The 22,955-nt window shown below is 66.0% G+C and carries 25 protein-coding genes; 14 read left to right on the top strand and 11 right to left on the bottom strand.

From position 1 onward, the window contains the following. Window position 1 precedes the first annotated feature (1 nt). On the bottom strand, window positions 2-586 hold the full coding sequence (locus tag CAPP_RS07050; protein ID WP_076598842.1) for a biotin transporter BioY: 585 nt from the start codon (window positions 584-586) through the stop codon (window positions 2-4). Between the two features lie 93 nt (window positions 587-679). Between CAPP_RS07050 and CAPP_RS07045 the strand changes: the two genes are divergently transcribed. The 3 genes from CAPP_RS07045 to recX all read left to right on the top strand — a co-directional run bounded on the left by CAPP_RS07045 (window position 680) and on the right by recX (window position 2,858). Continuing rightward, entirely contained in the window at window positions 680-895 is a 216-nt protein-coding gene (locus CAPP_RS07045; protein ID WP_076598843.1) for a DUF3046 domain-containing protein, read from the top strand. 196 nt (window positions 896-1,091) lie between these two features. Then, a complete protein-coding gene (gene recA, locus CAPP_RS07040; RefSeq protein ID WP_076598844.1) occupies window positions 1,092-2,210 on the top strand; it encodes a recombinase RecA in 1,119 nt (372 codons plus the stop codon). A 6-nt stretch (window positions 2,211-2,216) separates the two neighbouring features. Beyond that, window positions 2,217-2,858 carry a recombination regulator RecX gene (gene recX, locus CAPP_RS07035; RefSeq protein WP_076598845.1) on the top strand — a complete coding sequence of 214 codons (642 nt, stop codon included), beginning with the start codon at window positions 2,217-2,219 and terminating at the stop codon, window positions 2,856-2,858. Window positions 2,859-2,874: 16 nt separating this feature from the next. On the opposite strand, the gene CAPP_RS07030 is transcribed toward recX, so the two are convergent. Then, window positions 2,875-3,057 carry a hypothetical protein gene (locus tag CAPP_RS07030; RefSeq protein WP_076598846.1) on the bottom strand — a complete coding sequence of 61 codons (183 nt, stop codon included), beginning with the start codon at window positions 3,055-3,057 and terminating at the stop codon, window positions 2,875-2,877. A 74-nt stretch (window positions 3,058-3,131) separates the two neighbouring features. Here CAPP_RS07030 and miaB point away from each other — a divergent pair, with 74 nt between their 5' ends. The 3 genes from miaB (at window position 3,132) to CAPP_RS07015 (ending at window position 5,875) form a co-directional block, all read left to right on the top strand. Next, on the top strand, window positions 3,132-4,649 hold the full coding sequence (gene miaB / locus CAPP_RS07025) for a tRNA (N6-isopentenyl adenosine(37)-C2)-methylthiotransferase MiaB (RefSeq protein WP_076598847.1): 1,518 nt from the start codon (window positions 3,132-3,134) through the stop codon (window positions 4,647-4,649). Window positions 4,650-4,659: 10 nt separating this feature from the next. Next, window positions 4,660-5,295, top strand: a complete 636-nt coding sequence (locus CAPP_RS07020; RefSeq protein WP_076598919.1) for an Rv2732c family membrane protein — start codon at window positions 4,660-4,662, stop codon at window positions 5,293-5,295. Between the two features lie 241 nt (window positions 5,296-5,536). Beyond that, window positions 5,537-5,875, top strand: coding sequence for a DUF3592 domain-containing protein (locus tag CAPP_RS07015; RefSeq protein ID WP_076598848.1), 339 nt, complete (start codon window positions 5,537-5,539; stop codon window positions 5,873-5,875). Here CAPP_RS07015 and CAPP_RS07010 read toward each other — a convergent pair. Beyond that, complete coding sequence (locus CAPP_RS07010; protein WP_076598849.1) at window positions 5,872-6,993, bottom strand: GNAT family N-acetyltransferase; 1,122 nt, start codon at window positions 6,991-6,993, stop codon at window positions 5,872-5,874. The genes CAPP_RS07015 and CAPP_RS07010 overlap by 4 nt on opposite strands. A gap of 1 nt (window position 6,994) precedes the next feature. Further along, window positions 6,995-8,320 carry a DUF349 domain-containing protein gene (locus tag CAPP_RS07005; RefSeq protein ID WP_234958789.1) on the bottom strand — a complete coding sequence of 442 codons (1,326 nt, stop codon included), beginning with the start codon at window positions 8,318-8,320 and terminating at the stop codon, window positions 6,995-6,997. A 196-nt stretch (window positions 8,321-8,516) separates the two neighbouring features. Between CAPP_RS07005 and CAPP_RS07000 the strand changes: the two genes are divergently transcribed. The 3 genes from CAPP_RS07000 to dapF are packed head-to-tail and all read left to right on the top strand — an operon-like array spanning window position 8,517 to window position 10,922. Then, complete coding sequence (locus CAPP_RS07000) at window positions 8,517-9,113, top strand: hypothetical protein (protein WP_076598920.1); 597 nt, start codon at window positions 8,517-8,519, stop codon at window positions 9,111-9,113. Then, the gene (gene miaA / locus CAPP_RS06995) at window positions 9,106-10,026 is read left to right on the top strand and encodes a tRNA (adenosine(37)-N6)-dimethylallyltransferase MiaA (protein WP_076598851.1); all 921 of its coding nucleotides are present in this window, start codon (window positions 9,106-9,108) and stop codon (window positions 10,024-10,026) included. Before CAPP_RS07000 ends, miaA begins: the two co-directional genes overlap by 8 nt. Continuing rightward, window positions 10,023-10,922 carry a diaminopimelate epimerase gene (gene dapF / locus CAPP_RS06990; RefSeq protein ID WP_234958770.1) on the top strand — a complete coding sequence of 300 codons (900 nt, stop codon included), beginning with the start codon at window positions 10,023-10,025 and terminating at the stop codon, window positions 10,920-10,922. Before miaA ends, dapF begins: the two co-directional genes overlap by 4 nt. A 10-nt stretch (window positions 10,923-10,932) precedes the next feature. On the opposite strand, the gene CAPP_RS06985 is transcribed toward dapF, so the two are convergent. Both CAPP_RS06985 and CAPP_RS06980 read right to left on the bottom strand, forming a co-directional pair. Further along, the gene (locus CAPP_RS06985; RefSeq protein WP_076598852.1) at window positions 10,933-11,448 is read right to left on the bottom strand and encodes a hypothetical protein; all 516 of its coding nucleotides are present in this window, start codon (window positions 11,446-11,448) and stop codon (window positions 10,933-10,935) included. A 47-nt stretch (window positions 11,449-11,495) separates the two neighbouring features. Further along, window positions 11,496-12,236 carry a hypothetical protein gene (locus tag CAPP_RS06980; protein WP_076598922.1) on the bottom strand — a complete coding sequence of 247 codons (741 nt, stop codon included), beginning with the start codon at window positions 12,234-12,236 and terminating at the stop codon, window positions 11,496-11,498. Window positions 12,237-12,364: 128 nt separating this feature from the next. Here CAPP_RS06980 and hflX point away from each other — a divergent pair, with 128 nt between their 5' ends. The 3 genes from hflX (at window position 12,365) to CAPP_RS06965 (ending at window position 16,470) form a co-directional block, all read left to right on the top strand. Then, window positions 12,365-13,885 carry a GTPase HflX gene (hflX, locus tag CAPP_RS06975; protein ID WP_076598853.1) on the top strand — a complete coding sequence of 507 codons (1,521 nt, stop codon included), beginning with the start codon at window positions 12,365-12,367 and terminating at the stop codon, window positions 13,883-13,885. 87 nt (window positions 13,886-13,972) lie between these two features. Continuing rightward, complete coding sequence (locus tag CAPP_RS06970; RefSeq protein WP_076598854.1) at window positions 13,973-15,265, top strand: uracil-xanthine permease family protein; 1,293 nt, start codon at window positions 13,973-13,975, stop codon at window positions 15,263-15,265. Between the two features lie 119 nt (window positions 15,266-15,384). Next, window positions 15,385-16,470, top strand: a complete 1,086-nt coding sequence (locus CAPP_RS06965) for an HNH endonuclease signature motif containing protein (protein ID WP_076598855.1) — start codon at window positions 15,385-15,387, stop codon at window positions 16,468-16,470. A 58-nt stretch (window positions 16,471-16,528) separates the two neighbouring features. Here the strand turns inward: CAPP_RS06965 and CAPP_RS06960 are convergent, their stop codons facing one another. From CAPP_RS06960 to lexA, 5 genes are all read right to left on the bottom strand, one after another. Then, window positions 16,529-16,798, bottom strand: a complete 270-nt coding sequence (locus CAPP_RS06960) for an HPr family phosphocarrier protein (RefSeq protein ID WP_076598856.1) — start codon at window positions 16,796-16,798, stop codon at window positions 16,529-16,531. 69 nt (window positions 16,799-16,867) lie between these two features. Further along, window positions 16,868-18,985, bottom strand: coding sequence for a PTS fructose transporter subunit IIABC (locus CAPP_RS06955; RefSeq protein WP_076598923.1), 2,118 nt, complete (start codon window positions 18,983-18,985; stop codon window positions 16,868-16,870). Between the two features lie 13 nt (window positions 18,986-18,998). Next, window positions 18,999-19,964 carry a 1-phosphofructokinase family hexose kinase gene (locus CAPP_RS06950; protein WP_076598857.1) on the bottom strand — a complete coding sequence of 322 codons (966 nt, stop codon included), beginning with the start codon at window positions 19,962-19,964 and terminating at the stop codon, window positions 18,999-19,001. A gap of 206 nt (window positions 19,965-20,170) precedes the next feature. Beyond that, on the bottom strand, window positions 20,171-20,950 hold the full coding sequence (gene sugR, locus CAPP_RS06945) for a transcriptional regulator SugR (RefSeq protein WP_076598858.1): 780 nt from the start codon (window positions 20,948-20,950) through the stop codon (window positions 20,171-20,173). A gap of 132 nt (window positions 20,951-21,082) precedes the next feature. Further along, entirely contained in the window at window positions 21,083-21,757 is a 675-nt protein-coding gene (gene lexA, locus CAPP_RS06940) for a transcriptional repressor LexA (RefSeq protein WP_234958772.1), read from the bottom strand. Between the two features lie 280 nt (window positions 21,758-22,037). On the opposite strand from lexA, the gene CAPP_RS06935 reads away from it, so the two are divergent. Together CAPP_RS06935 and nrdR are read left to right on the top strand one after the other, a co-directional pair. Further along, complete coding sequence (locus CAPP_RS06935; RefSeq protein ID WP_143313847.1) at window positions 22,038-22,409, top strand: hypothetical protein; 372 nt, start codon at window positions 22,038-22,040, stop codon at window positions 22,407-22,409. 35 nt (window positions 22,410-22,444) lie between these two features. After that, entirely contained in the window at window positions 22,445-22,909 is a 465-nt protein-coding gene (gene nrdR / locus CAPP_RS06930; RefSeq protein ID WP_076598860.1) for a transcriptional regulator NrdR, read from the top strand. Window positions 22,910-22,955 lie beyond the last annotated feature (46 nt).

The raw sequence follows: 22,955 nt of genomic DNA, 5'->3' as shown, positions 1-22,955 counted from the left end.
ATTAACGGGTGCGGCGCAGCTGCGGGAATGCGGAGTGGACGGCGAAGGCGATCGCGACCATCACTGCAAGCTTGCCCAGGTCGGGGAGGATGAACGCGAGCTGCGCGGCGAATGCGGCGCCGAGCCCCATCTCCGCGCGCCACATCAGGCCGAACGAGCCGAGAACGTACTGGAACGCGATCGCGACGAGACCGCCGACGAAGAAGACAGCGATTGTCGCGGCCTTGTTGTTGAACGGCGCGCGGTACGCGATCAGGCCGGCGGCACCGGAGCCGAGCAGGTAGCCCGCCAGGTAGCCGACAGTCGGGCCAGCCAGGGCGTGGATGACGGTGCTGCCGCCGGCGAGCACAGGCAGGAAGCAGCCTACAAGGAGGAAGAGGGCAGTGGCCAGGAAACCGCGGCGGCCGCCGAGCACGAGGCCCGCGAGAATCGTCGCGGCATTCTGCAGCACGATCGGCACTCCCGCGGCGCCGATGGGAATGGAGATGAAGCCCAGAACGGAGATCAGGGCGGCGAAGACCGCGATGTAGGCGATGTCGGTGGCGGCACTGGTTCCGCGCGCGCCCGAGGTGCGTGATGTTGTCATAGGGGAGACATTAGCGGGCGAGTTGAACGGTGTTCAATTCGTGGGAGGGCGAGCGTCGATAAGCGAAAAGTCTCGACGCGTAAAGTGGTGCGCATGCGATTGACGGAATTCCACCAACTCGTCGCCGACGAATTCGGCGACGCGAAAGGGAAGTGGGTCGTGTCCTCGCACGTTTTCCCCGGCGAGGGCAAGACGGCGGGCGAGCTTATCGACGCCGGCGTGGACCCCCGCGACGTGTGGGACCACCTGTGCGACGACTTCGACATCCCCGAAGAGCGCCGGCTGGGCATTGACCGCCCGGGCGAATAAATCATTCGAACATTCGTGCGTGTATGTTCGAAGGGGTGTCTGAAAGCCCACTAGTGTGATTTTCAGTGAACGGGGAACCGGACACGGGCCGGCGGCGGTCTAAGTGGATGTAGCTGAACTATCTGCACCATCTTCCAACCTGAACTGAGCCGCCCGCTGCGAACCGGGGAACACACGAAACGAAAGGAACCACGCCATGGCAACGAAGAAGAAAGCTGCCTCCGCTGCGAACGACCGCCAGAACGCGCTTGACGCGGCAATGGCGATGATTGAGAAGGACTACGGCAAGGGCGCGATCATGCGCTTGGGCGACGAGAAGCGCCCGCCGATCCAGTCCATCTCCTCCGGCAACACCGCGATCGACGTTGCCCTCGGCATCGGCGGCTGGCCGCGCGGGCGCATCGTGGAGATTTACGGCCCGGAATCTTCCGGTAAGACCACGGTCGCGCTGCATGCCATCGCGCAGGCGCAGCGCGCCGGCGGCATCGCCGCGTTCATCGACGCCGAGCACGCGCTCGACCCGGACTACGCGAAGAAGCTCGGGGTGGACACCGACAATCTGCTGGTCTCCCAGCCGGACACCGGTGAGCAGGCCCTCGAGATCGCGGACATGCTCGTACGCTCCGGCGCGATCGACATCATCGTGATCGACTCCGTCGCCGCGCTGACCCCGAAGGCGGAAATCGAGGGCGAGATGGGTGATTCCCACGTCGGCCTCCAGGCCCGCCTGATGTCCCAGGCGCTGCGCAAGATGACCGGCGCGCTGTACAACTCCGGCACCACCGCGATTTTCATCAACCAGCTGCGCGAGAAGATCGGCGTCATGTTCGGCTCCCCGGAGACCACCACGGGCGGTAAGGCGCTGAAGTTCTACTCGTCGGTGCGCTGCGATGTCCGCCGCATCCAGACGCTGAAGGACGGCCAGGACTCCATCGGCAACCGCACGCGCCTCAAGGTGGTCAAGAACAAGGTCTCCCCGCCGTTCAAGATCGCCGAATTCGACATCATGTACGGCGAGGGCATTTCCCGCGAGTCCTCGATCATCGACCTCGGCGTGGACAACGGCGTGATCAAGAAGTCCGGCTCCTGGTTCACCTACGAAGGCGACCAGCTCGGCCAGGGCAAGGAGAAGGTCCGCCTCTTCCTCAAGGAGAACCCGGACTTGACAAACGAGCTCGAGCAGAAGATCTTCCAGAAGCTCGGCGTCGGCGAATTCGCGGGCCAAGACGACGAGCTGAGCGACGAAGCGATCGACATGGTGCCCAATATCGACTTCGACGACGAGGGCGACAGCGCCGCGGCCGGGGAGAAATAGCCCGGCATGACATCACGCCCACCGCGGCGCGAACCGGACCCGGAGAAGCTGCGCAAGCTGCAAGAAGCGCTCGACGTGTACGCAGCCGGCGAGGGGCCGGGTCTCATCGACCACGAGCACGAAAAGGCCGCCGCGAAGGTGCGCGAACGCGCCCTGCGCTTGCTCGACCAGCGGTCCCGTTCGCGCCACGAATTGCGCGAGCGGCTGTTGGATCCACGCCGCGTCAAAGAAGGGGAAGAGCCGCCTGTGCCCGAGCTTGTCGACGATGTCCTGGACTCCCTCCAGCGCTCCGGCCTCATCGACGATGAAGCCTTCGCCCATGAGTGGGTCCGCCAGCGCTTTGAGCGCCGCGGCAAATCTGCCATGGTGCTCCGCCGCGAACTACAAGAAAAAGGCGTGCCCGCCGCCGACCAGGACAGCGCCCTGGAGCAGATCGACGAGGACGACGAGCGCCAGCTCGCCCGGGCTCTCGCACAGAAGAAAGCCCGCTCCGTCAAGGCTGTTCCGGCCGACCGCGCCGAGCGCGACAAGGTGCTGCGGCGCATTGTCGGTGTGCTCGCCCGCCGCGGCTTCCCGCAATCGATGGCGCTTGCGACCGCCAAAGAAGCTCTCGACGAGCGGTGTGAGGAACTCGACTGCGAGCGCTAGCTTTCGGCTCTCAGGTCTAGTTGGCTGCGCTAGTCGCGTCGGCCAAGAACGACGTGTCGCCCGGGGAGTCCCGCGCCATTGCCGCATCGGCCTGCAGGTTATCCGCGACGAAACGGTCGAACGAGCCGTCTTCGGGTATCTGCGTGAGCGCGTCGCTGACTGTCAGCGCCGTCTCCTCGTCGTGGTGGCGCAGTCCCATGCCGTAATGCTCGTCGGTGAGCGGTTATGCGATGAACGCGGCGGGCAATACACTGTTGCACCGTGACAACCGGGATGAAAACGACGCAGGCAGCTCCGCGCACCTACGAGGTGCGCACGTTCGGCTGCCAGATGAACGTGCACGATTCCGAGCGCCTGTCGGGCCTTTTGGAGGACGCCGGCTACGAGGCCGCGCCCGCCGACGCGGAGGCGGACCTCGTCGTGTTCAACACCTGCGCGGTGCGCGAAAACGCCGATAAGCGTCTCTACGGCACCCTTGGCCAGCTGCGCGAAGTCAAGCGCAACCATCCGGGGATGCAGATCGCCGTCGGCGGGTGTCTGGCGCAGAAGGACCGTGACACGGTGATCGAGAAGGCGCCGTGGGTCGACGCTGTTTTCGGCACCCACAACATGGCGGCGCTGCCGGCGCTGCTCGACCGCGCGCGCGTCAGCGAGGAGGCGCAGGTCGAGGTTGTCGAGGCGCTCGAGCACTTCCCGTCGGTCCTGCCCGCCAAGCGCGAGTCCTCCTATGCCGGCTGGGTGTCGGTGTCCGTGGGCTGCAACAACACGTGCACGTTCTGCATCGTGCCGTCGCTGCGCGGCAAGGAGCAGGACCGCCGCCCGGGCGATATCCTCGCCGAGGTGAAAGCCCTCGTCGACCAGGGCGTGACCGAAGTGACCCTGCTCGGCCAGAACGTGAACGCGTACGGCGTCAACTTCGTCGATCCGGACATGAAGCGCGACCGCTCCGCGTTCTCGAAGCTGCTGCGCGCCTGCGGCGACATCGTGGGCCTGGAGCGTGTGCGCTTCACCTCGCCGCACCCGGCGGAATTCACCTCCGACGTCATCGACGCCATGGCGGAGACCCCGAATGTGTGCCCGCAGTTGCACATGCCGCTGCAGTCCGGATCTGACAAGGTGCTCAAGGACATGCGCCGTTCGTACCGCTCGGCGAAATTCCTCCGCATTCTCGACGAAGTTCGTGAGAAGCTCCCGCACGCCGCGATCACGACCGACATCATCGTTGGCTTCCCGGGGGAGACGGAGGAGGACTTCCAGGCGACGCTCGACGTCGTCGAGAAAGCGCGCTTCACCTCGGCGTTCACGTTCCAGTACTCGCCGCGCCCCGGCACGCCCGCGGCGGAGATGGCCGACCAGATCCCGAAGAAGGTCGTCCAGGAGCGTTTCGAGCGCCTGCTCGAGCTGCAGGAGCGCATCAGTGCCGAGGAGAACGCGAAGCTCGTGGGCACGGACCAGGAGTTGCTCGTTCAGGAGACGCACGACAAGAAGGACACCGGCCGCATGTCGGGACGTGCGCGCGACGGCCGCCTCGTTCACTTCACGGTCGAGGGCAATATCGACCGCACTGTGCGTCCGGGCGATATCGTGCACGTCACGGTCACCGATGCGCGTCCGCACTACCTCATCGCCGATTCGGGCATCCACACCCACCGTCGCACGCTCGCCGGCGACAACACGGAGGCCGGCCAGGTTCCCACCACCGCGCCCGTCGGTGTCGGTTTGGGCATTCCGACCATCGGCGCGCCGACTCAGGCACCCAGCGCCCCTACTGCGTGCGGCACGTGCCGCTAACATGATCAACATGCTTGACGACGCCACCCCCAACCCCGACCTCGCTTCCCTCGAGAAGCAACGCGCCGGCACCGTCGACCTCGGAGCCCGGCGTTGGGTCCTGGCCGCTGCGGCGGCAGTCTACGCCGCGTCGTTGTTCTTGCCGTTTGCCGGCGATGCCGCTGGGTGGCAGATGCTCACCTTCACCGAGCCCGACGGCGTCGACGTAGCGATCGGGGAGCGCGTCTTCGCGCTCCTGTCGTTCCTCTGCCTTGCCGTGTTCACGCTGTTGTTAGTGATCATGCGCCGCACCACCTTCGCCCTGTTCGCGTGGATGGCCGGCTGCGTCTCACTCGTCGCGGCGTTGCTCGGACTCTGGCTGCGCCAGACCGGCAACACCGCTGATTCCACCGGCGCCGGCATGTATCTCGCCATCGCGTGCGTCATCGTCGCCGTGCCGCTGCTCACCGCCGCATGGATGCGCCGCGACCCGGAGCAGCAGAAGATGGAGGCGCTGCGCCGCGAGCACACGGACTTCAACCCTGTCGCCGATGCCCAAGCCGACGCCGGCCGCCAGTCCGTCCGTCGCGCCGAGAACGCAGGCACGCTTATCGACGACCGCCGTGCCCGCGCCGCCCAGCGTCACCGCCGCGACGAAGGGCGCTAACCTACCGCCGCTCGGGCAGGGGTGAAAGGATAGTGGGTTATTCTTTTTCGCTGGCGTCGGCGAGCTTGACCGAGCGGCTCCGTCACGCCGAGCTTGGGATGAATTGACTTGTCGCCCCCCATGAGGTGTTCTCTACGACCCCGAGGAACCGGAGAAATGCGCTGCTGGCCCTGACCCGAAGTGACACACATAACGGAGAATACGGTGGTTGGAGAGCGTCCCGGCAGAGGATACTCAAGGCATGAGTGCTACCACCATCGTTGTTTCGCTCCTCGTCGTCGTTGTGATTGTCGGTGTGATTGCTTTTACACGGTCATTCCGCACGCGTGAAGCAAATGATCTGCGCGGTAGTGGCATCGAGACTCACGGACGCGCCGTCGATGTGGAGAAGCGCAGGCAGATGTTCTCGGGCGAGATCCAGCAGTACGCGACCCGCACCTTCGAGGTGGTCGAGTTCACCACTGCCGAGGGGCGCGCAGTCACCGCGTCCGCGTCGAATGCGGTGAAGAATCCGCGCCTCAACCAGACGGTGACGGTGCACTACGACGCGGAGAACCCGGAGTGTTTCGCCGTCGATTAGCTCGTGCGTTGCCAGGCGGTCGTCGCGGAGATCGCGGCAGCGCCGTTGCGGGTGCACATCGCTTGCGCGGCATCGCTTATCGACGGATGCGAGCTGTACCCCGTCTCCACCCCCTCCCACCGGCTCTTCGCGGCGGCCAACGCAGATTCCACTAGGGCAGTGCCTACGCCCGCACGGCGGTAGGCGGGCAGAACGTAGACGAGGCCGAGTTCGATGAGCGAGTCGTCGTCGGCGTCGTAGTAGACGGCTTCGGCGAGACCGACTGCAGCGCGCTCGCCGCCCGGACCGGTGCCGTAAGCGATGGCGGTGTACTGGTTGCCGCCGCGGTCGAGCAGGCGTGCTTGCGCGTCGCGGAGGCGGTCTTCAGTCCATTCCACGGTGTCGAGCCGCAGGTCTCCGCGCGGGTACCCCTCGGACGCGGCGGTGAGCAGTGCCCGGAATAAGGCGAGGTCGGCCTCGGAGATCTCGTTGTTGAAGACCACGTCGATCGAGTCGACGGGAAGGTGCGCGGTCACGGAGTTCTGGCCGGCATCAGTGCCGGAAGCAACCGCAGATGCAACGCGAGCGGCAGCGTCGACCGCGAATGTCGCCTGCTCCTCCCGGTAGGCGGGTGCGTACCCGGCGGATGCGAGAAAATCGGCGGCGGGGGAGTCGGCGTCGGGGGCGTGGGTCTCCCAGACGTGGCGGGTGGGGCGGGATAGGGAGTGGGATAAGGCGTCGATAAGCGATAAAGCACTTACCCACGGCTCTTCCGGGACGGGCTCGCCGGGCAGTGGGGCGATGGCGGCGTCGAGCGTGAAGGCTGCTTCGATGATGGACGTGTCTTCGAGCAGCGGCAACGAGACGAAGACCCACGCCTCGATATCGGCCAGGTCGTCGACGCCGATTTCCGGGTAGCCGCGCGGGCCGAGCGGACGCGGCGCGCGCACGTTGGTGAGCGCGAACAAGAGCGCGTCGGACTCGGCGGAGCCCTCGAGGCGCTTCGTCATGTGCGATGCAGTCAAGCCCGAATGCGCGTCGCCGGTGATGTCCTGAATCGCGAGCGTCGCGGAAAACGCGTAGGCCCCGGCGACCTCGTCCGCGTCGCGGCTGGCCGGGGAGTAAAGGAGCGGCTGCAAACTAGTCGTCGAGCGCTTTCGCCGCGACGTCCGCGAACTCCTGCCACTGCTCGGCCTGCGCGCGCAGCTCCGCGGCCTTCGCCGCGTCGCCCTTCGCCTCGGCGGCCTCAGCCTTGGCGCGGAAATCGTCCGCCTTGACCTGGAACTGGTTCGCCTTGTCCTGCTGGACCGGGTTCTGCTTGCGCCACTGCTTCTCCTCGGCATCGGAGACGCGCTGCTCGATCTCGCCGATCTTGTCCTCGTACTCGCGAATCTTTCCGCGCGGAACGAAACCGATCTCATCCCACTTGTCCTGCAGCTCGCGCAGCTTGGACTTCGCGGCGCCGAGTCCCTTCTCCGGGTCGATCAGCGGGCCGTATTCGGCGATGAGCTCGTCCTTCGCCTTCGCGTTGGCCTCGAACTCGCGGTCGCGCTCGTCGTTGACCGCATTGCGCGCGGCGAAGAAGTGGTCCTGCGCGGCGCGGAATCGCTCCCACAGCTTGTCGTCGACATCGCGGGGCGCGCGGCCGGCGGCCTTCCACTCCTTCATCAGGTCGCTAAACGCGCGGGCGGTCTCACCCCAGTCGGTGGAGTCCTTGATCTTCTCGGCGCGCTCGATGATGTCTTCCTTGGCTGCTTTCGCGGCGGCGCGGCCGCGGTCGAGCTCGGCGAAGTGGGCGCCGCGGCGGCGGTTGAACGAGTCGCGCGCCTTCGAGTAGCGCTTCCACAGCGCGTCGTCCGTCTTGCGGTCGATGCCGCGGATCGTCTTCCACTCGTCCAGGATCGCGCGGATGCGGTCGCCGGCGGCCTTCCATTCGGTGGAGTTCGCGGCGATGTCCTCGGCCTCGGCGGCGAGCGCTTCCTTGCGCTGGATCGCGTCGGCGCGGCGGGCTTCCTTCGCTTCCTTAGCCTTCTCGCCGGCGATGTCGGCCTGGCCGAGAAGCTCTTTCAGGCGGGTCTCCAGTGCATCGAGGTCCCCAACGATGGCCTGCTCGTCGAGCGAGTCGATGAGCTGCTGCGCCTGAGTGCGCACGGAATTAGCGTCCTCCGGGCGCGCCGCGAGGCGGTTTTCCAGCAGACCGACCTCGGTGGACAGGTCGCCGAAGCGCTGCGCGAAGTGCTCGAGGCCTTCCTCCGGGGTGCCGGCCTGCCACGAACCGACGGCGCGTTCGGCGCCGCCGCGGGTCACATAGACAGTGCCGTCCTCGTCGACGCGCCCGAATTTCTTCGCCGCGGCAGTGTCGACGGGTGCGGCCGGAGTCGCGGGCACCGGCGACGGCGTAGACGCGCCAGCCTGCACTGGACGTGCCCCCGGCCGCGGACCGGGCTTCGGTGCCCTCGACGGCATCGCTCCTGGCGAAGGTGCCGGCTTCGGATTCTGGCCGTCGGTAGGGGGCTGCGTCATGGTGTGCCTGTCCTTTCATGTGTGTGCCGCGCGACACGGCTGCCGTAATGCTTGAAGACTTTACCGGCCCCCGCACCCCGATGTCAGCCGATGGAACCGTTTGCGCGCGCGACCGGGGGCGCTGGTTAGGGTGGTGGGCGTGAATCAGTTCAATGTGTGCGTCGTGCCGGGCTCGCCGGCGCTGGTGGCGGAGCTCGCGCCGAACGATGTTGCCGGGCAGGAAATTGTGCGAGCGATCCGCGAGTTGACTGCGCACGATACGCGCGAGATCCACATCGTCGGTTCGCGCGACGCACGGTGGCGCACGGAGCACACGGGCTCGTTCGCGGCGTGGGGCGCACCGCAGGTCACGGTGGGCGGCGGGAGTTTCCTGGCGGAGCTCGTCGCGCGGTACGTCCTGGGGGGCGCGGAGTCGCGCGTGACGGATTCGCGTGGGGCCACCGCGCCGTTTGATCCGCGGGCGCTCACCGTGGTCGTCCTCGACGGTTCAGCTGGGTTGACGCCGCGCGCGCCGCTCGCGCTCGTCGACGGCGCGCCCGAAGCGCACGAGCAGATGGCGCGTTTCCTGGACGGCAAGGACACGTTGCCGGACGACCTGGAAACGTACGGTGTCGTTGAGCCCGCACTGTGGCACGAGCTCGCCGCGCTGGAGGCCGCGCGGCAGCAGCTCATCGCCGCGGACGCGACGCGCGGCGTGGGGCGTTTCGTCGCCGTATGGCAGGTGGACCATGCCTGAGCTTCCCGTCACTCCCGTCGCGGTCGTCGGCCCGACGGCGTCCGGTAAATCGGACCTCGGCATCGCTCTCGCGCGCGAGCTCGGCGGGGAAGTGGTCAACGTCGATTCGATGCAGCTCTACCGCGGCATGGACATCGGCACCGCCAAGCTCCCGCCCGCAGAGCGCGGCGGCATCCCGCACCACCTGCTCGATATCTGGGAGGTCACGCGCACAGCGTCGGTCGCCGAGTACCAGGCCCGCGCGGTGGCCGAAGTCGAGGAGATCGCCGCGCGCGGAGCGGTCCCGATCCTCGTGGGCGGGTCGATGATGTACGTGCAGTCGCTCATCGACAACTGGCAGTTCCCTCCCACCGACCCCGCCGTCCGCGCCAAGTACGAAGCGCGCCAGGCCGAGATCGGCGTGCAGGCCCTCCACGCGGAGCTCGCCGAGGTCGATCCGCAGGCGGCGGGCATCATCGAGGACAACGACCCGCGCCGCACGGTCCGCGCGCTCGAGGTCATCGAGCTGACCGGCAAACCGTTCCAGGCGTCCCAGCCGCCGAAAGACGCCCCGCCGCGGTGGGGCACCCGGATCATCGGCCTGCGCACGAATGCCGAATGGCTCAACCCGCGCATCGAAAAACGTACCCAGCTCATGTTTGACCGAGGCTTCGTCGACGAAGTGCGCACGCTTATCGACGCCGGCCTCACCCCCGATTCCACCGCCGGCCGCGCCATCGGTTACGCGCAGGTGCTCGACTACCTCGCCGAAAAGTGCTCCCTCGAAGAAGCAGTGGAGTCCACCGTCGCCGGCACCCGCCGTTACGTTCGGCGCCAGCGGTCCTGGTTCAACCGCGACAAACGCATCGCGTGGATCGACGCGGACCAGGCCCCGGAGAAGCTGCTGCGGGCCGCGCTAGACTCGCTGGCGTGAGCACCGACAGCAACGAAACCGAACCGCACTTGTCCTCCCTGCCGTTCATCAAGGCACACGGCACCGAAAACGACTTCGTCGTGCTTATCGACGTCGACGATCAGCTCGAGGACCTAGGCGTCCTCACTGGCGACCTTGCGGCTTCCCTGTGCGACCGTCGCGCCGGCATCGGCGGCGACGGGCTCCTGCGCATTGTCCGGAACGATCCGTCGTCGACTGAGTCGCCCCGCTGGTTCATGGATTACCGCAACGCCGACGGCTCGATCGCCGAGATGTGCGGCAACGGCATCCGTGTTTTCGCCCACGTGCTCGCGGCCCAGGGGCTGGAGACGGCACGCGAATTCGACGTGGCCACCCGCGCGGGAACCAAGCACATCATCATCCGGGAGCTGACCGGGGACGGACCGCACGGCCCGGCGAGCGCTGAGGTGGAAGTGGGCATGGGGCGCGTCGAGGTCACCGGCGTATCTACAGCGCGCATGGGCGAGTTCGACTTTGCGGGCCTCGGCGTGGATGTGGGCAACCCGCATCTCGCCGCGGTGATCCCGGGACTGACGCCGGACGAGCTCGCCGCCATGAAATTCGTTCAGCCGGCCTTCGACCACGAGTTCTTCCCTGCAGGCGTCAACGTGGAAATCCTCACGGAAATGACCGGCGGCGCAGTCCACATGCGGGTGTGGGAGCGCGGCGTGGGGGAGACCCGCTCCTGCGGCACCGGCACCGTCGCCGCGGCACGCGCCGCGCTTGCCGACGCCGGCATCGAGCACGGCTCCGTCACCGTCCACGTCCCGGGAGGCACCTTGACCATCGCCATCGAGGACGGGGTAGCCACTATGACGGGACCATCGGTCATCGTGGGGAGGGGAGAGGTGGAGCTGGGGGCGCTTCGTCGATAAGCGGAAAACGTTAAGCGGGGCCGAGCCTGCGCGCGGCGCGGCGGGCGTCGGCCCACGACTGCGCGAGGTCGAGAGCGCGCTGGTCCGCGATATTGATCATCCGCTCCAGCGCGTGGCGGTCCAAGTCGTTGTTGTGCAAATGCGTGTCAACCCGAGCGAGGAAACGCCGCGACGACCCGAGCCGCAGATGGAAATCCTCGATCGCCGGAATATCGCTGTGCGGGGTCGCCAACGCCCGGTAGGTGAGCGTGCGCTCCGCGAGCGCGTCTGTGCTGGTGCCCGACGCGAAATCCTCGTACTCCGCGACTACCTCGGCGATATCGTCCCGGGCGACGCGGAGAGAGGAGCGCAGCGCCTCGACTTCAGGGTCGACCGTGTTGGCGCGGTACGCCACGAACGCCGCCGCAGCTAGAACAATTCCGAGGATCAGCCCCGGTACCCCTAGCCGCGTGCCCAGTAAAATTGCGACGACGAGCGCGAGCGTCAGCCAAATCGCCGACTCTCTGCTGCGGTTTGTCCCGGCCATCGTCTGCTCCGCTCGCTGAGGTGTTCGTGCCCGGCAACCCGCGGGCTTTAGTGGCCGCCGCAGCCGCAGCTTCCGCCGCCGCCACATCCGCACCCGGCGGCCATTGCGACTTGGCCGGCCAGCACGGCAGTGCCCGCGATGACGGAATTGCGCTCCGGCAGCTCGGCGCCGGTGTCGGGGAGCACCACGTCGAAGGGGAACGCGGCGTCGACGGAGACGTGGACGAAGCGCTCGCCGGTCAGCGTGTTGGTGCGGTACTCCGCTTCCAAGACGCGGGCGGAAAACGATGCGGCGGCGTCCGGGGCAGCGGCTGCGCCGGAATTGACGCGCTCGGCTCCCTCCGAGACGACCGTGCCCAGAGTCGCGCCGGTGGCGGCGAGGTACTCGTCGACGCTGCCGTAGTGCCGCGCGTCAATCGCCAGGGCGGTGAAGCCCATTTCTTGCCACTGGAGGGTGGATTCGTCGACAAGCAACGGCCCCTGCGCGATATTAGCCGTGACGGACGCGATCGCGTTGCCCACCGGATCGACGACATCGCACAGGCCGACGACGTCGTTGAGCATCGTGACATGCGCGTACGTGCGAGTTGTGGAATCGAATCCGGCGAATGTCGCGAACGGCTCGACCGCGAGAATATTCAGCTGCGCGCCCGACGGGTCCGAGAACTGGATCAACTGGCCTCCGCGCACCTCGCCCGTCACCGCGAGCTGATTCGACGCGATTGCGGCTTCCACGGCGTCCTGCCACCGCGAATAGCCCATGCCAATGCTGGAAAGATCTGTCGTGATCGTCTCACTCATAGGTCCCGAGTCTAGTGCCGGAGGGCGCGAAGGGAACAATCCCCCGCTGCACGGGGTTGCGCAGTGGGCAGGTGTTTCTTTGCCTGGACATGCAGGCATGTGACAATAAGGACTCAATGACGAAACCTTTTTCCCGTTTTTCCGCCGAACCACACGAGGATTCGGCTCACGACGCACTTCTCGCGGAAGCATTCCGCGACCACGCGCCGCCCGCCGCGCACGAGAGCACGGACCCGACGGTCGGCTCGCTGGATCTCGCTGAGCGCAACGCTTTTCGACGCGTCACCCGCGACACCGAGATCCGCTCCGAAGACCACGAGGACATCTACGAGGTCGAGTACCGCAAGCTGCGCCTCGAGCAGGTCATCCTGGTCGGCATGTGGACCGAGGGGACCATCGCCGAAGTCGAGGCGAACATGAATGAGCTAGCTGCGTTGGCCGAGACCGCCGGCGCCGACGTCGTGGACATGCTCTACCAGAAGCGCGACAAGCCGGACCCGGGCACCTACATCGGCTCGGGCAAGGTCAGCGAGCTGCGCGACATCGTGCACGCGACCGGCGCCGACACCGTGGTGTGCGACGGCGAGCTCTCGCCCGGTCAGATGGTGGCGCTCGAGGAAGCGCTCAAAGTCAAGGTCATCGACCGCACCATGCTCATTCTGGACATTTTCGCCCAGCACGCGAAGTCGAAGGAGGGCAAGGCGCAGGTCAGCCTCGCACAGATGGAGTACCTGTACACGCGCACCCGCGGCTGGGGCGGCAACCTGTCGCGCCAGGCGGGTGGTCGCGCTGGCTCCAACGGCGGCGTTGGTCTGCGCGGCCCCGGCGAGACGCGCATCGAGGCGGACCGCCGCCGCCTGCGCTCCGAGATGGCGAAGCTGCGCCGCGAGTTGGCGGGCATGAAGACAGCCCGCGACGTCAAGCGCGCGCAAAGGCAGCGCTCGACGATTCCGAAGATCGCCATCGCGGGCTACACCAACGCCGGCAAGTCGTCGCTGATCAACGCGATGACGGATGCGGGCGTGCTGGTGGAGGACGCGTTGTTCGCGACGCTGGATCCGTCGACACGCAAGGCGGAGCTCGCTGACGGCCGTTCCGTCGTGCTCACCGACACCGTCGGTTTCGTGCGCCACCTGCCCACGCAGCTCGTCGAAGCGTTCAAGTCCACCCTCGAGGAAGTCGCCGGTGCGGACCTGATGCTCCACGTCGTCGACGGTTCCGACCCGTTCCCGCTGAAGCAGATCCAGGCGGTCAACGACGTTCTCGCCGAGATCACGCGCGACACCGGCGAGGAGATTCCGCCGGAGATCGTCGTCGTGAACAAGATCGACCAGGCGGACCCGGTGGTGCTGGCCGAGCTGCGCCACTCGTTCGCCGATTCGAAGCGCGACGTCGTCTTCGTCTCCGCGCGCACGGGTGAGGGGATCGCGGAGCTCGAAGGCCGCATCGAGATGTTCCTCAACACCCTCGACGCGCACGCGAGAATGCTCGTGCCGTACACGCGCGGCGACATCGTCTCGCGCCTCCATGAAGAAGGCACCGTTCGCAGCGAGGAATACAAGGAAGAGGGCACGCTTATCGACGTCCGCCTGCCCCGCGTCCTCTTCCACCAGTACTCCGAGTTCGTGGTCGACTGACGCGGTGCCCCGGGCGGCGTCGCCGGCTTACGGCGCGGCCCGCGACGACTTCGTGTCAGCTGGGCGCGGTGCTAAATTTGTGAGCCTGTGAGCTTCATTCCCTCCTGGACCGTCCACGGCGACGGAAAGACCATCCAACCTGGATCTGTCGTCGCCCCCGAAGAACGCCTGAGCTGGTCGCGCACGATCGGCATTGGCATGCAGCACGTCATCGCCATGTTCGGCGCGACGCTGCTCGTGCCCACCCTGACCGGATTCCCGGTGAACACCACGCTGCTGTTCTCCGGTTTGGGCACCATCATCTTCCTTCTGTTCACCCGTAACCGGCTGCCCAGTTATTTGGGGTCGTCGTTCGCCTTCATCGCGCCCCTGACCGCGTCGCAGCAACACGGCATCAGCGCGCAGATCGGCGGCATCTTCGTCACCGGTCTGGCGCTGATCAGTGTGGGCCTGCTGGTCAGCTGGGCCGGCAAGCGTGTTCTCGACGCCGTCATGCCGCCCGTGGTCACTGGTGCGATCGTGGCGCTGATCGGCCTGAATCTCGCTCCCACGGCTGTCGCGAACACGCAAACGCAGCCCGCTGTCGGCCTGGTCACGCTGGCCGCGATTCTGATCGCCACGGCGTGCCTGCGCGGCATGGCGTCCCGCCTGTCCATCCTCATCGGCGTCGTCACCGGCTGGATCTTCGCCACGCTGACCGGCAACCTGGCAGAAGACGCGGGCGAGACGATCGCCGCCGCGCCGTGGGTCGGTCTGCCGACCTTCCACACGCCCGAGTTCCACCTCTCCGCCATCCTTGTCACCCTGCCGGTGCTGGTCGTGCTCATCGCCGAGAACGTCGGCCACGTCAAAGCCGTCGCCGAGATGACCCGCCGCGACCTTGACGACCTCGCCGGTCCGGCTCTCGTCGGCGACGGTGTCGCCACTACGCTCGCCGGCGCATTCGGCGGCTCCGGCACCACGACGTACGCCGAGAACATCGGCGTCATGGCCGCCACCCGCGTCTACTCCACGGCCGCGTACTGGGTCGCGGCGTGCTTTGCGATCTTGCTGGCGTTCATCCCGAAATTCGGTGCGTTGATCTTCACCATTCCCGCCGGAGTGCTCGGTGGCGCGTGCCTGGTCCTCTACGGCCTGATCGGCATGCTGGGCGTGCGCATCTGGCAGGACAATCAGGTCGACTTCAACAACCCGGTCAACCTCACCATGGCGGCGGTGGCGCTGATCGTGGGCATCGGCAACCTGACCTTCGAAATCGGCAACGTCACCCTCGAGGGCATCGCGCTGGGTTCCATCGGCATCATCGTGCTGTACCCGGTCATGCGCTGGGCCTACGAGAACCTCGGCGAAGGCCGCCTGCTGCCCAAACCCTCCGAATAAACCACACCGCGACCCCGCGCGCACTGGGCGAGCGTGCGGGCCTGTGGAAAACGGGGGTTATCCACAGCCTGAAAGGCGCTCCCGTTCGGGATTCGGCCCCAATCTTTAATGTGCGGGGTATGAGCAGATTTGCTTCGTTTCTCTGCACCCAGACAGCCGACGCCCTCGACGTCATCGCCGAATTCGACAGCGAGACCGCCCGGGCCGCCGGCATTCAGCCGCGCCGAATTAACGAGTGGGCGCTCGTCCACGAAACCTACTTCGGCGCCACGAAGTGGACCGCTCAGCAGAGATTCGCTGTGCAGCTCGCGCGGAACCGGAAAATGAGCATCGACCAGCTCGCACTGATCGAAAAACAACTCAAAAAGGTGAAAGATCCCCGCGGGAAGTGGGAGTTGCGGTTCGAACTTTTGGGGGTGAGCGGGGAATACGAGGCGGTTCGTCGTAAAGCGAAGGTGTTGATTAGCGAGGAACCGAAACCTCCGAAGAAGCAGGTGCGCTTCTCGAAAACCCGGCACGGACGCCGCACGATGACCGTCACCGCAGAAGAACGCGATCTCGCCGACCTCGAGCATGCCCTGACGCGCGGGATCGACCCCTCTAAACCCGCTGCGCCACAACTGCTCGAGAATTTCCTGCGCCGCATGCGCGGCAGAAAAGGCGGCGTGCCCGAAGCTGTGCCGCGGCCAATGGTGCTCGTGCCGATGCCAGATCTCAGCCGCATCATGGCCGGCGACGGCGACGACATCGTCCTCGGCCTCACGGATGCCACCACCATGACTGGTGCAGAGTTCTTGCAGCAGTGCGTGGGGGAGGAACTCGAGCTCGCCGCCGTGCACCCCCAAGAAGGCCCGGTGAATCTCTACCGGACGCAGCGCCTGGCGAATCAGAAGCAGCGCGATCTCGCCCGGATATCCTCGCCCGTGTGCCCGGTGCCTGGGTGCCGCCACGGAGCTGATGCGTGCGAAATCCACCACATCACTGCGTGGAAGAACGGGGGAGAGACCAACGCGGCCAATCTCGCGCCGTTGTGCAGGTACCACAACCGCGTCAACGACGACGACCCGCAGCGCGCGAAACGCGGCCGCATCGAGCGGGCGCGTGGAACCCCGAGGTGGCGCTCGCCCCGCGGGTATCTCGTGCCCAACCATTACCACCGGTACGCGGCAGTGGACACTTTGTTCGGGCCGAGGGGGCCGACCTAGAGGCGGACACGAAAAAGCTCCGGCACTTTGGCCGGAGCTTGGACGGGCCGGACGTTTTTTACTCGTCGTCCAGGTTGGACTCGATGAGCGCCGCGATCTTCTCCACGGCCTCGTCGTTATCGGAGGTGACGGTGACTTCGTCGCCGTGCTCGGCGCCCATGGCCATGATCATGAGGGAGGACGCGGCATCCGTTTCATCGTCCTCGTCGCCGCCGACGAGGGTGAGGATGATGTCGTCGTCGTACTCGCCGGCAGCCTCCGCGATGACTGTTGCGGGGCGGGCGTGCAGGCCCACGGTGGAGCCGACCTTGACTGTCTTGGAAGCCATGTTGAGCTTTTCCTTTCGTTGGTGCGCTTATGGGGGCCAGTATAAGGACTTTCGGATACCGGGCGCTGGCTAGGCGACGGCCACCTCGGCGGTCTCGGCCTCGTCAGCCTTCTGCGCGGCTTCTTCGACTGCCTTGTTCGGCCACAGCTGCTTGGCGGCGATGATCGCGATCGTCGCGACGACCACGCCGACTGCCAGGGCGATAAAGAGACCCCACCACGGCTCGTAGGCGAAGATGACGAAGATGCCGCCATGTGGTGCCTTCGCGCCGACGCCGAGAGCCATCGAGGTCGCGCCAGCTGCGGCGCCTCCGAGCATCATCGACGGGATGACGCGGAACGGGTCGGCCGCGGCGAACGGAATAGCGCCCTCCGAGACGAAGGAGAGGCCGAGCAGCCAGGCAGACTTACCGTTCTCCTGCTCGGCAGGGGTGAACAGCTTGGCGCGGAGGAACGTCGCGATGGACAGAGCGATCGGCGGGACCATGCCGGAGATCATGACGGCAGCCATGATCTCGTAGGCGGCGTCGGTGCCGGCGGACAAGCCGGCAGTACCGAAGAGGTAAGCGGCCTTGTTCACCGGGCCGCCGAGGTCGAAGCACATCATCAGGCCGATGATCACACCGAGCAGAACTGCCGACGAGCCGCTCATCGACTCCAGCCAGCCCTGCAGACCCGTCATGATCGCGCCGAGCGGGCGGCCGAGCAGCAGGAACATCAGCAGGCCCACGGCCAGCGAGGTCAGCAGCGGGATGATCACGACCGGCATGAGGGAGCCGAGCCAGCGCGGCACCTTCCAGGAACCAATCCAGTACGCGATGAACCCTGCGAGCAGACCGGTGACCAGGCCGCCGATGAAGCCAGCGCCGACCATGACGGAGATCGCGCCGCCGACAAAGCCCGGCGCGATGCCCGGGCGGCCGGCGATGCCGTAGCCGATGTAGCCGGACAGCGCGGCCACCACGAAGTCCATGGCCAGCTGGCCGATGGCGAAGAGCACCGCGCCCATGTACAAGGCCCAGCCGGAGCGGTCGAAGGTGACGGTTTCTCCGTCGATAAGCACGTCGTTGCCCGGCAAATTCGTCGGCGAGTACTCGAGTGGAATGACCTGCCAGCCGTCGGCGACATCGTAGCCGCCGATGAGGAAGCCGAGCGCGAGAAGCAGACCGCCTGCGGCGACGAACGGCACCATGTAGGACACGCCGGTCATGATGGACTGCTGGATGCGTTTCGGCCAGCCGACGTCGCCCTGCGCCTCGCCGGAGGATTCTACGGCGGCGCCGCCCGGAACGCGGCGTGCGTTCGGGTTGTCGGCGGCGGCGATGGCCTCGTCGATCATTATGTTCGGCTCGTTGATGCCGCGCTTGACCGGGCTGTCAACGACGGGCTTGCCGGCGAAACGCTCGCGGTCGCGCACTGCCACGTCGTGGGCGAAGATCACAGCATCGGCCGAGGCGATGAAATCCGGGTCGACGGGCTCGCCGCCGGAGGAGCCTTGGGGCTCGATGCGCAATTCGACATCGTTGCGCTTGTTGGCCGCTTGCTCGAGCGCATCGGCGGCCATGTAGGTGTGTGCGATGCCCGTCGCGCAGGATGTGACCGCGACGATGCGCTTCTTCGGCTTCGGCGTCTCCGTTTTGGGGGCGCCGGCAACAGCGGTGGAGCCGGCTGCGGCACCCGCAGTAGCGGACTTCTTCGCCGTATCGGCGGCCGCGGCCTTTTTCTCCTTCGGCGCGGCGTTGAGGACCACGTTGACAGCTGCGACGACTTCCTCGGGTGTGGCGGCGTTGCGGAGAGTGTCCAGGAAGTCGCTGCGCACGAGAGCGCGCGCGAGCTTCGACAAAATCTTCAGGTGCTCCTTGCCGCCGCCTTCAGGCGCCGCGATGAGGAAGACGAGTTCGGCGTCGCCGTCCGGGCCGGCAAAGTCGACTGCGTGGGATAGGCGGGCGAACGCGAGCGTCGGCTCACTCACTGCGGACGTGCGGCAGTGGGGGATGGCGACGCGGCCGTTCACACCGGTGCCGGCTTTTTCTTCGCGGGCAGTGGCGGCGTCGGCAAGCGTGCTCGGCTCGCTGGTGCGTCCGGCGCCTGCGACGAGTTTTGCGAGGTTCCCGATGACGTCGCCCGGCGTTTCACCGAAATCGGTGTCGAGCCGGACGAGCTCCGGAGTGATGGTGGATGAAGACACGATGTGGCCTTTCTTAGAGTTCACGCACGGCGGTGCGTTCGAGGTCGATGTCGTCGGGGGAGGGGATTTCGGTTCCCGGGTTGGAGGCGGCCGCGGTGCCGTAGGCGACGGCGTTGCGCAGGGCTTCCGGGAAGTCTGAGCCGCCGAGCCGCGCGAGGAGGTAGCCGGCAAGCGAGCTGTCGCCTGCGCCGACGGTGGAGCGCACCTGCGCGGGCGGCGGGGAGGCGTGCCATGCGCCGCGTGCGGTGACGAGGCATGCGCCGGCGCCGCCGAGGGTGACGAGCACCTCACCGATGCCTTTGTCGACGAGCTCCTTCGCCGCGTTGATCACTGCCGCGAGATCGCCGCTTTCCGCACGGCGTTCCAGCTCGTCGCCGTCGAGGCCCGCGAGTTGACCGAGTTCGAAAGCGTTCGGCTTGACAACGTCCGGCGCCGCCCCTTCGAGCCGCTTGCCCAGCTGCTTGAGCGGTTCGTCGGAGGTGTCCACTGCGATGAGCAGGTTGCTGTTGGCGCCGCGGAGCGCGCGCACGAGTGTGGCGTACCAGTCCGCCGGGGCGCCCGGGGGGAGAGATCCGGCCAGAACAGCGGCTTCGGCTCCCGGTTCGGATGCGGCGGCGGTGAGCTCTGTCTCGAGCGCCTTGAGCGTGGCGTCGGTCAGCTCGGCCCCCGGCTCGTTGAGCTTCGTGGTGCGGCCGTTTTTCTCGGTGACGGTCGTATTTGTGCGCACCGTGCCGTCGACACGGACGGTGCGCAGCGGAATACCGGCCGATCCTGCTAGAGCGACGAAGGGGTCGTGCTCGCTCGCGGGGATGACGGCGATAGTCTCGCGGCCGGCCTTCAGCACAGCGTTGGAGACATTGATGCCTTTGCCTCCCGGCTCGCGGGTGCTTTCCGACACGCGGAGAACGTCGCCCGGGTCGAGCGCGACGACGGACAGTGTCGCGTCGATGCTCGGATTGGCCGTGAAAGTGACAATCACGGGACATTCCCTTCCTGGACCTTGTGCGCAGGCAAGCGCGGGTGATCAGGTACCGGGGGCAAATAATCCCTCAAAACGTGGGATTGCTACCCCTTAGTGTCCGATTATGCCCGTTTGTATTGGATTACTCAAGAAAATGGGCGGAGAGTTGGAGGCGATCGGCGGGGTGCGGCCACAGCGCGGCGGGGGTCCGGGACGGTAGCGATCTACTCTGCGATGACGACGTCCACGCCCAGCTCGGTCAGCTCCTCGACGAACGCGTCGGGCGCGTCGGCATCCGTGATCACCACGTCCAGGCTGTCGAGAGCCGCGAAACTGACCAAGTAGTCGCTTCCCAGTTTCGAGGAGTCGCACAGGACCACGACTTTGCGCGCATTGGTCACCATCGCGGATTTCACGGCAGCTTCCTGGGCGTCGGCCGTCGATAAGCCGTGGTCGACGGTGAGGGCATTGGTACCGATGAATGCTACGTCGGCTCGCAAAAGCGCGAGTGTGCGCAGCGCAGTGTCGCCCACGACGGCCTGGGTGATTGCGCGGACAGTCCCGCCGAGGAGCTGAACATTGAGGTCGATGTTGCTCGACAGATCGACTGCGATGGGCAGTGAATTAGTCACGAACGACAGCGACGGGGAGCGGGGCGCGTCTTTGATCATGCCGGCAAGGACGTTGATGGTCGTGCCTGAATCGAGGAAAACGGAACCGTCGGTCTCAGGGAGATACCTCAAGGCTGCTTTAGCGATCGCTGTCTTCGCTGAGGTTGCGGAACGGAACCTGGTGTCGAGCGGCAGCTCGGTGGTCAAATACGACTGGCTCGACACGGCGCCGCCATGCACTCGCTGGACGATGCCTTCGCGGTCGAGGACAGCGAGGTCGCGACGGATCGTCTCCGCAGTGACGTCGAATTTCTCGGACAGTTCGGTGACGTTGACGCGCCCCTCGACTGCTGTCAGGGACGCGATCTGGCGGCGCCGTTCTTCGGCGTACATGGGCACTTCCTTCCGGGGCCTCGGGCATGACCGTGCGAGGCGCTTAGGTTCGAGCCCTATTATTCATGTGCGTACGTCGAAATGAAGCCCGAGAGTGCCCGGGTGTGCCCGTTTCACCCCCGGGCGGGGAGGTTAGAGGCGACGAAAAACGGAAACGACCAGGCCCATGATGTCCGCATTGTCGCCCTTAATGGGGGCAAACGCATCATTGTGCGGGAGGAGCCACACACCGGTGGAGTCCTTGTGGAACTCCTTGACGGTCGCCTCTCCGTCGATAAGTGCGGCGACGAACTGTCCCTCTTCCGCGACGGGCTGCGTGCGGACGGCGACCCAGTCCCCGTCGAGAATTCCGGCGTCGCGCATGGATTCGCCCACGACCTGGAGGAGGTAGAGGTCGCCGTCGCCGACGAGTTCTTCGGGCAGAGGGAAGTATTCGGAGACGTGCTCCTCGGCGAGGATCGGATTGCCGGCCGCTATCTGGCCGAGGACTGGGATGTAGCGCGGCGCGGCCGCATCTTCCGGAGTCGGCTCAGCCTTGCGTGTCTTCCTGCCAGCGGTCTCGGGCAAGTGGCGTAGGTCGACGGCGCGCGGTTTGTTCGGGTCGCGCCGCAGAAAGCCCTTTTTCTCCAGTTCTTTCAACTGGTAGGCGACCGAGGAGGTTGATTGAAGACCTGCGGCGTCGCCGATTTCGCGGATGCTTGGCGGGTACCCGCGCAACACTACTGCGTCCTGAATGACTTCCAGGATCCGGCGTTGACGTTCAGTCAGCGACTTCAGGTCCGGCTTCTTGTCTTCTCGCTTCGGCATGGTGGGTGCGTCCTCATTTCTTCTCGATATTCGTCGTCTGCGGCGTCGGGTGAAAATCCCTCACAAACTTGGACGACTCTGCCCGGCGTTCGGTTCCCGTGCCTCTTGTCTACCACGGATGAGCAAATTTGTTCGAAAAATTTGGCGCATGCGTAGACAAAATTTTTGCGGGTTGCTATAACTCGAACATAGAAGCTATCGAACATTTACTCGAACAGCTAATGTTCGATGGTTCGCCGGGATCGTAGAATCGCAGACAAACAACGGAAGGGAACAACTCATGACTATCTCTATCGCACGCTCTAACAGCACTGATTCTCACGCTGCCGCGACGGGTTCCCGCATCCAGCCGGCCGACGTGTGGGACCTTGACCGCCGCCGCACGACTGTCGGTGGTGGGGTCAATGTTCGAACGCTGGAACCGACGAGTCGAAAATATACTCCTATCGGAAGTCGTCATTCGGAGGCGTTCGAAGTGAAGGACAATGGTTTCGAAACTCGCCGCGAGAAGACCGGCGCCGCGATCATGGGGGCGCTATTCGGCCTGGCGCTCATCGTTGGGTCCGCGTTCGGAGGCGCGTTCTCCGGTGGGGATGCTGGTTTTGCTCCGCAGGACGCCAGCACCCAGATCGCCGCAGTTTCCCACCACTAAAAGAGGGCGGGCACAAGCGGGTAGGATGCAGTCTCGTGCACTGCCCTTTTTGTCAGAACGATACGTCCCGAGTTTCCGATTCGCGCCTGGTCGACTCAGGTGCGGCGATTAGGCGCCGCCGTGAATGCACCGTGTGCGGCGGACGGTTCACCACAATGGAAAAAGCGGTCCTTACGGTGGTGAAGCGGAACGGCGTTAGCGAACCATTCGACCGCGACAAACTCATCGTCGGTGTGCGCCGCGCATGCCAAGGACGCGACGTGTCCGACGACGCGTTGAAGCGTCTGGCTCAGGAAGTCGAAGAGATCGTGCGCAGTCACGGCAGCTCCCAGATCCCGTCGAACGAGATCGGTCTCGCAATCCTGGAGCCGCTCCGCGCGCTCGACGAGGTGGCGTACCTCCGCTTCGCGTCGGTCTACAAGTCTTTCGAGAGCGCCGACGATTTCGAATCCGAGATCCGCCTCATGCGCCGCAAGGACCGCGGCATGGAAGAGCTGTAGCGCGGCCGGCCACCCGGACCAGCTGTAGCGCCGACCAAATCCCGGA

Origin of the sequence: Corynebacterium appendicis CIP 107643, from assembly GCF_030408415.1 — a bacterium.
Classification (GTDB): domain Bacteria; phylum Actinomycetota; class Actinomycetes; order Mycobacteriales; family Mycobacteriaceae; genus Corynebacterium; species Corynebacterium appendicis.
This window is presented reverse-complemented; position numbering and strand designations above follow the sequence as displayed.

Bases quoted from the DNA above. Each gene is read 5' to 3' on its own strand.
- recA (WP_076598844.1), top strand. From the start codon at position 1,092: ATGGCAACGAAGAAGAAAGCTGCCTCCGCTGCGAACGACCGCCAGAAC.
- CAPP_RS06960 (WP_076598856.1), bottom strand. From the start codon at position 16,798: ATGGCTTCCAAGACAGTCAAGGTCGGCTCCACCGTGGGCCTGCACGCC.
- CAPP_RS07050 (WP_076598842.1), bottom strand. From the start codon at position 586: ATGACAACATCACGCACCTCGGGCGCGCGCGGAACCAGTGCCGCCACC.
- CAPP_RS07045 (WP_076598843.1), top strand. From the start codon at position 680: ATGCGATTGACGGAATTCCACCAACTCGTCGCCGACGAATTCGGCGAC.
- lexA (WP_234958772.1), bottom strand. From the start codon at position 21,757: ATGCCGAAGCGAGAAGACAAGAAGCCGGACCTGAAGTCGCTGACTGAA.
- miaA (WP_076598851.1), top strand. From the start codon at position 9,106: ATGCCTGAGCTTCCCGTCACTCCCGTCGCGGTCGTCGGCCCGACGGCG.
- CAPP_RS07015 (WP_076598848.1), top strand. From the start codon at position 5,537: ATGAGTGCTACCACCATCGTTGTTTCGCTCCTCGTCGTCGTTGTGATT.
- miaB (WP_076598847.1), top strand. From the start codon at position 3,132: ATGAAAACGACGCAGGCAGCTCCGCGCACCTACGAGGTGCGCACGTTC.
- sugR (WP_076598858.1), bottom strand. From the start codon at position 20,950: ATGTACGCCGAAGAACGGCGCCGCCAGATCGCGTCCCTGACAGCAGTC.
- hflX (WP_076598853.1), top strand. From the start codon at position 12,365: ATGACGAAACCTTTTTCCCGTTTTTCCGCCGAACCACACGAGGATTCG.
- recX (WP_076598845.1), top strand. From the start codon at position 2,217: ATGACATCACGCCCACCGCGGCGCGAACCGGACCCGGAGAAGCTGCGC.
- CAPP_RS07020 (WP_076598919.1), top strand. From the start codon at position 4,660: ATGCTTGACGACGCCACCCCCAACCCCGACCTCGCTTCCCTCGAGAAG.
- CAPP_RS07005 (WP_234958789.1), bottom strand. From the start codon at position 8,320: ATGCCGTCGAGGGCACCGAAGCCCGGTCCGCGGCCGGGGGCACGTCCA.
- CAPP_RS06965 (WP_076598855.1), top strand. From the start codon at position 15,385: ATGAGCAGATTTGCTTCGTTTCTCTGCACCCAGACAGCCGACGCCCTC.
- CAPP_RS07030 (WP_076598846.1), bottom strand. From the start codon at position 3,057: ATGGGACTGCGCCACCACGACGAGGAGACGGCGCTGACAGTCAGCGAC.
- CAPP_RS06935 (WP_143313847.1), top strand. From the start codon at position 22,038: ATGACTATCTCTATCGCACGCTCTAACAGCACTGATTCTCACGCTGCC.
- CAPP_RS06985 (WP_076598852.1), bottom strand. From the start codon at position 11,448: ATGGCCGGGACAAACCGCAGCAGAGAGTCGGCGATTTGGCTGACGCTC.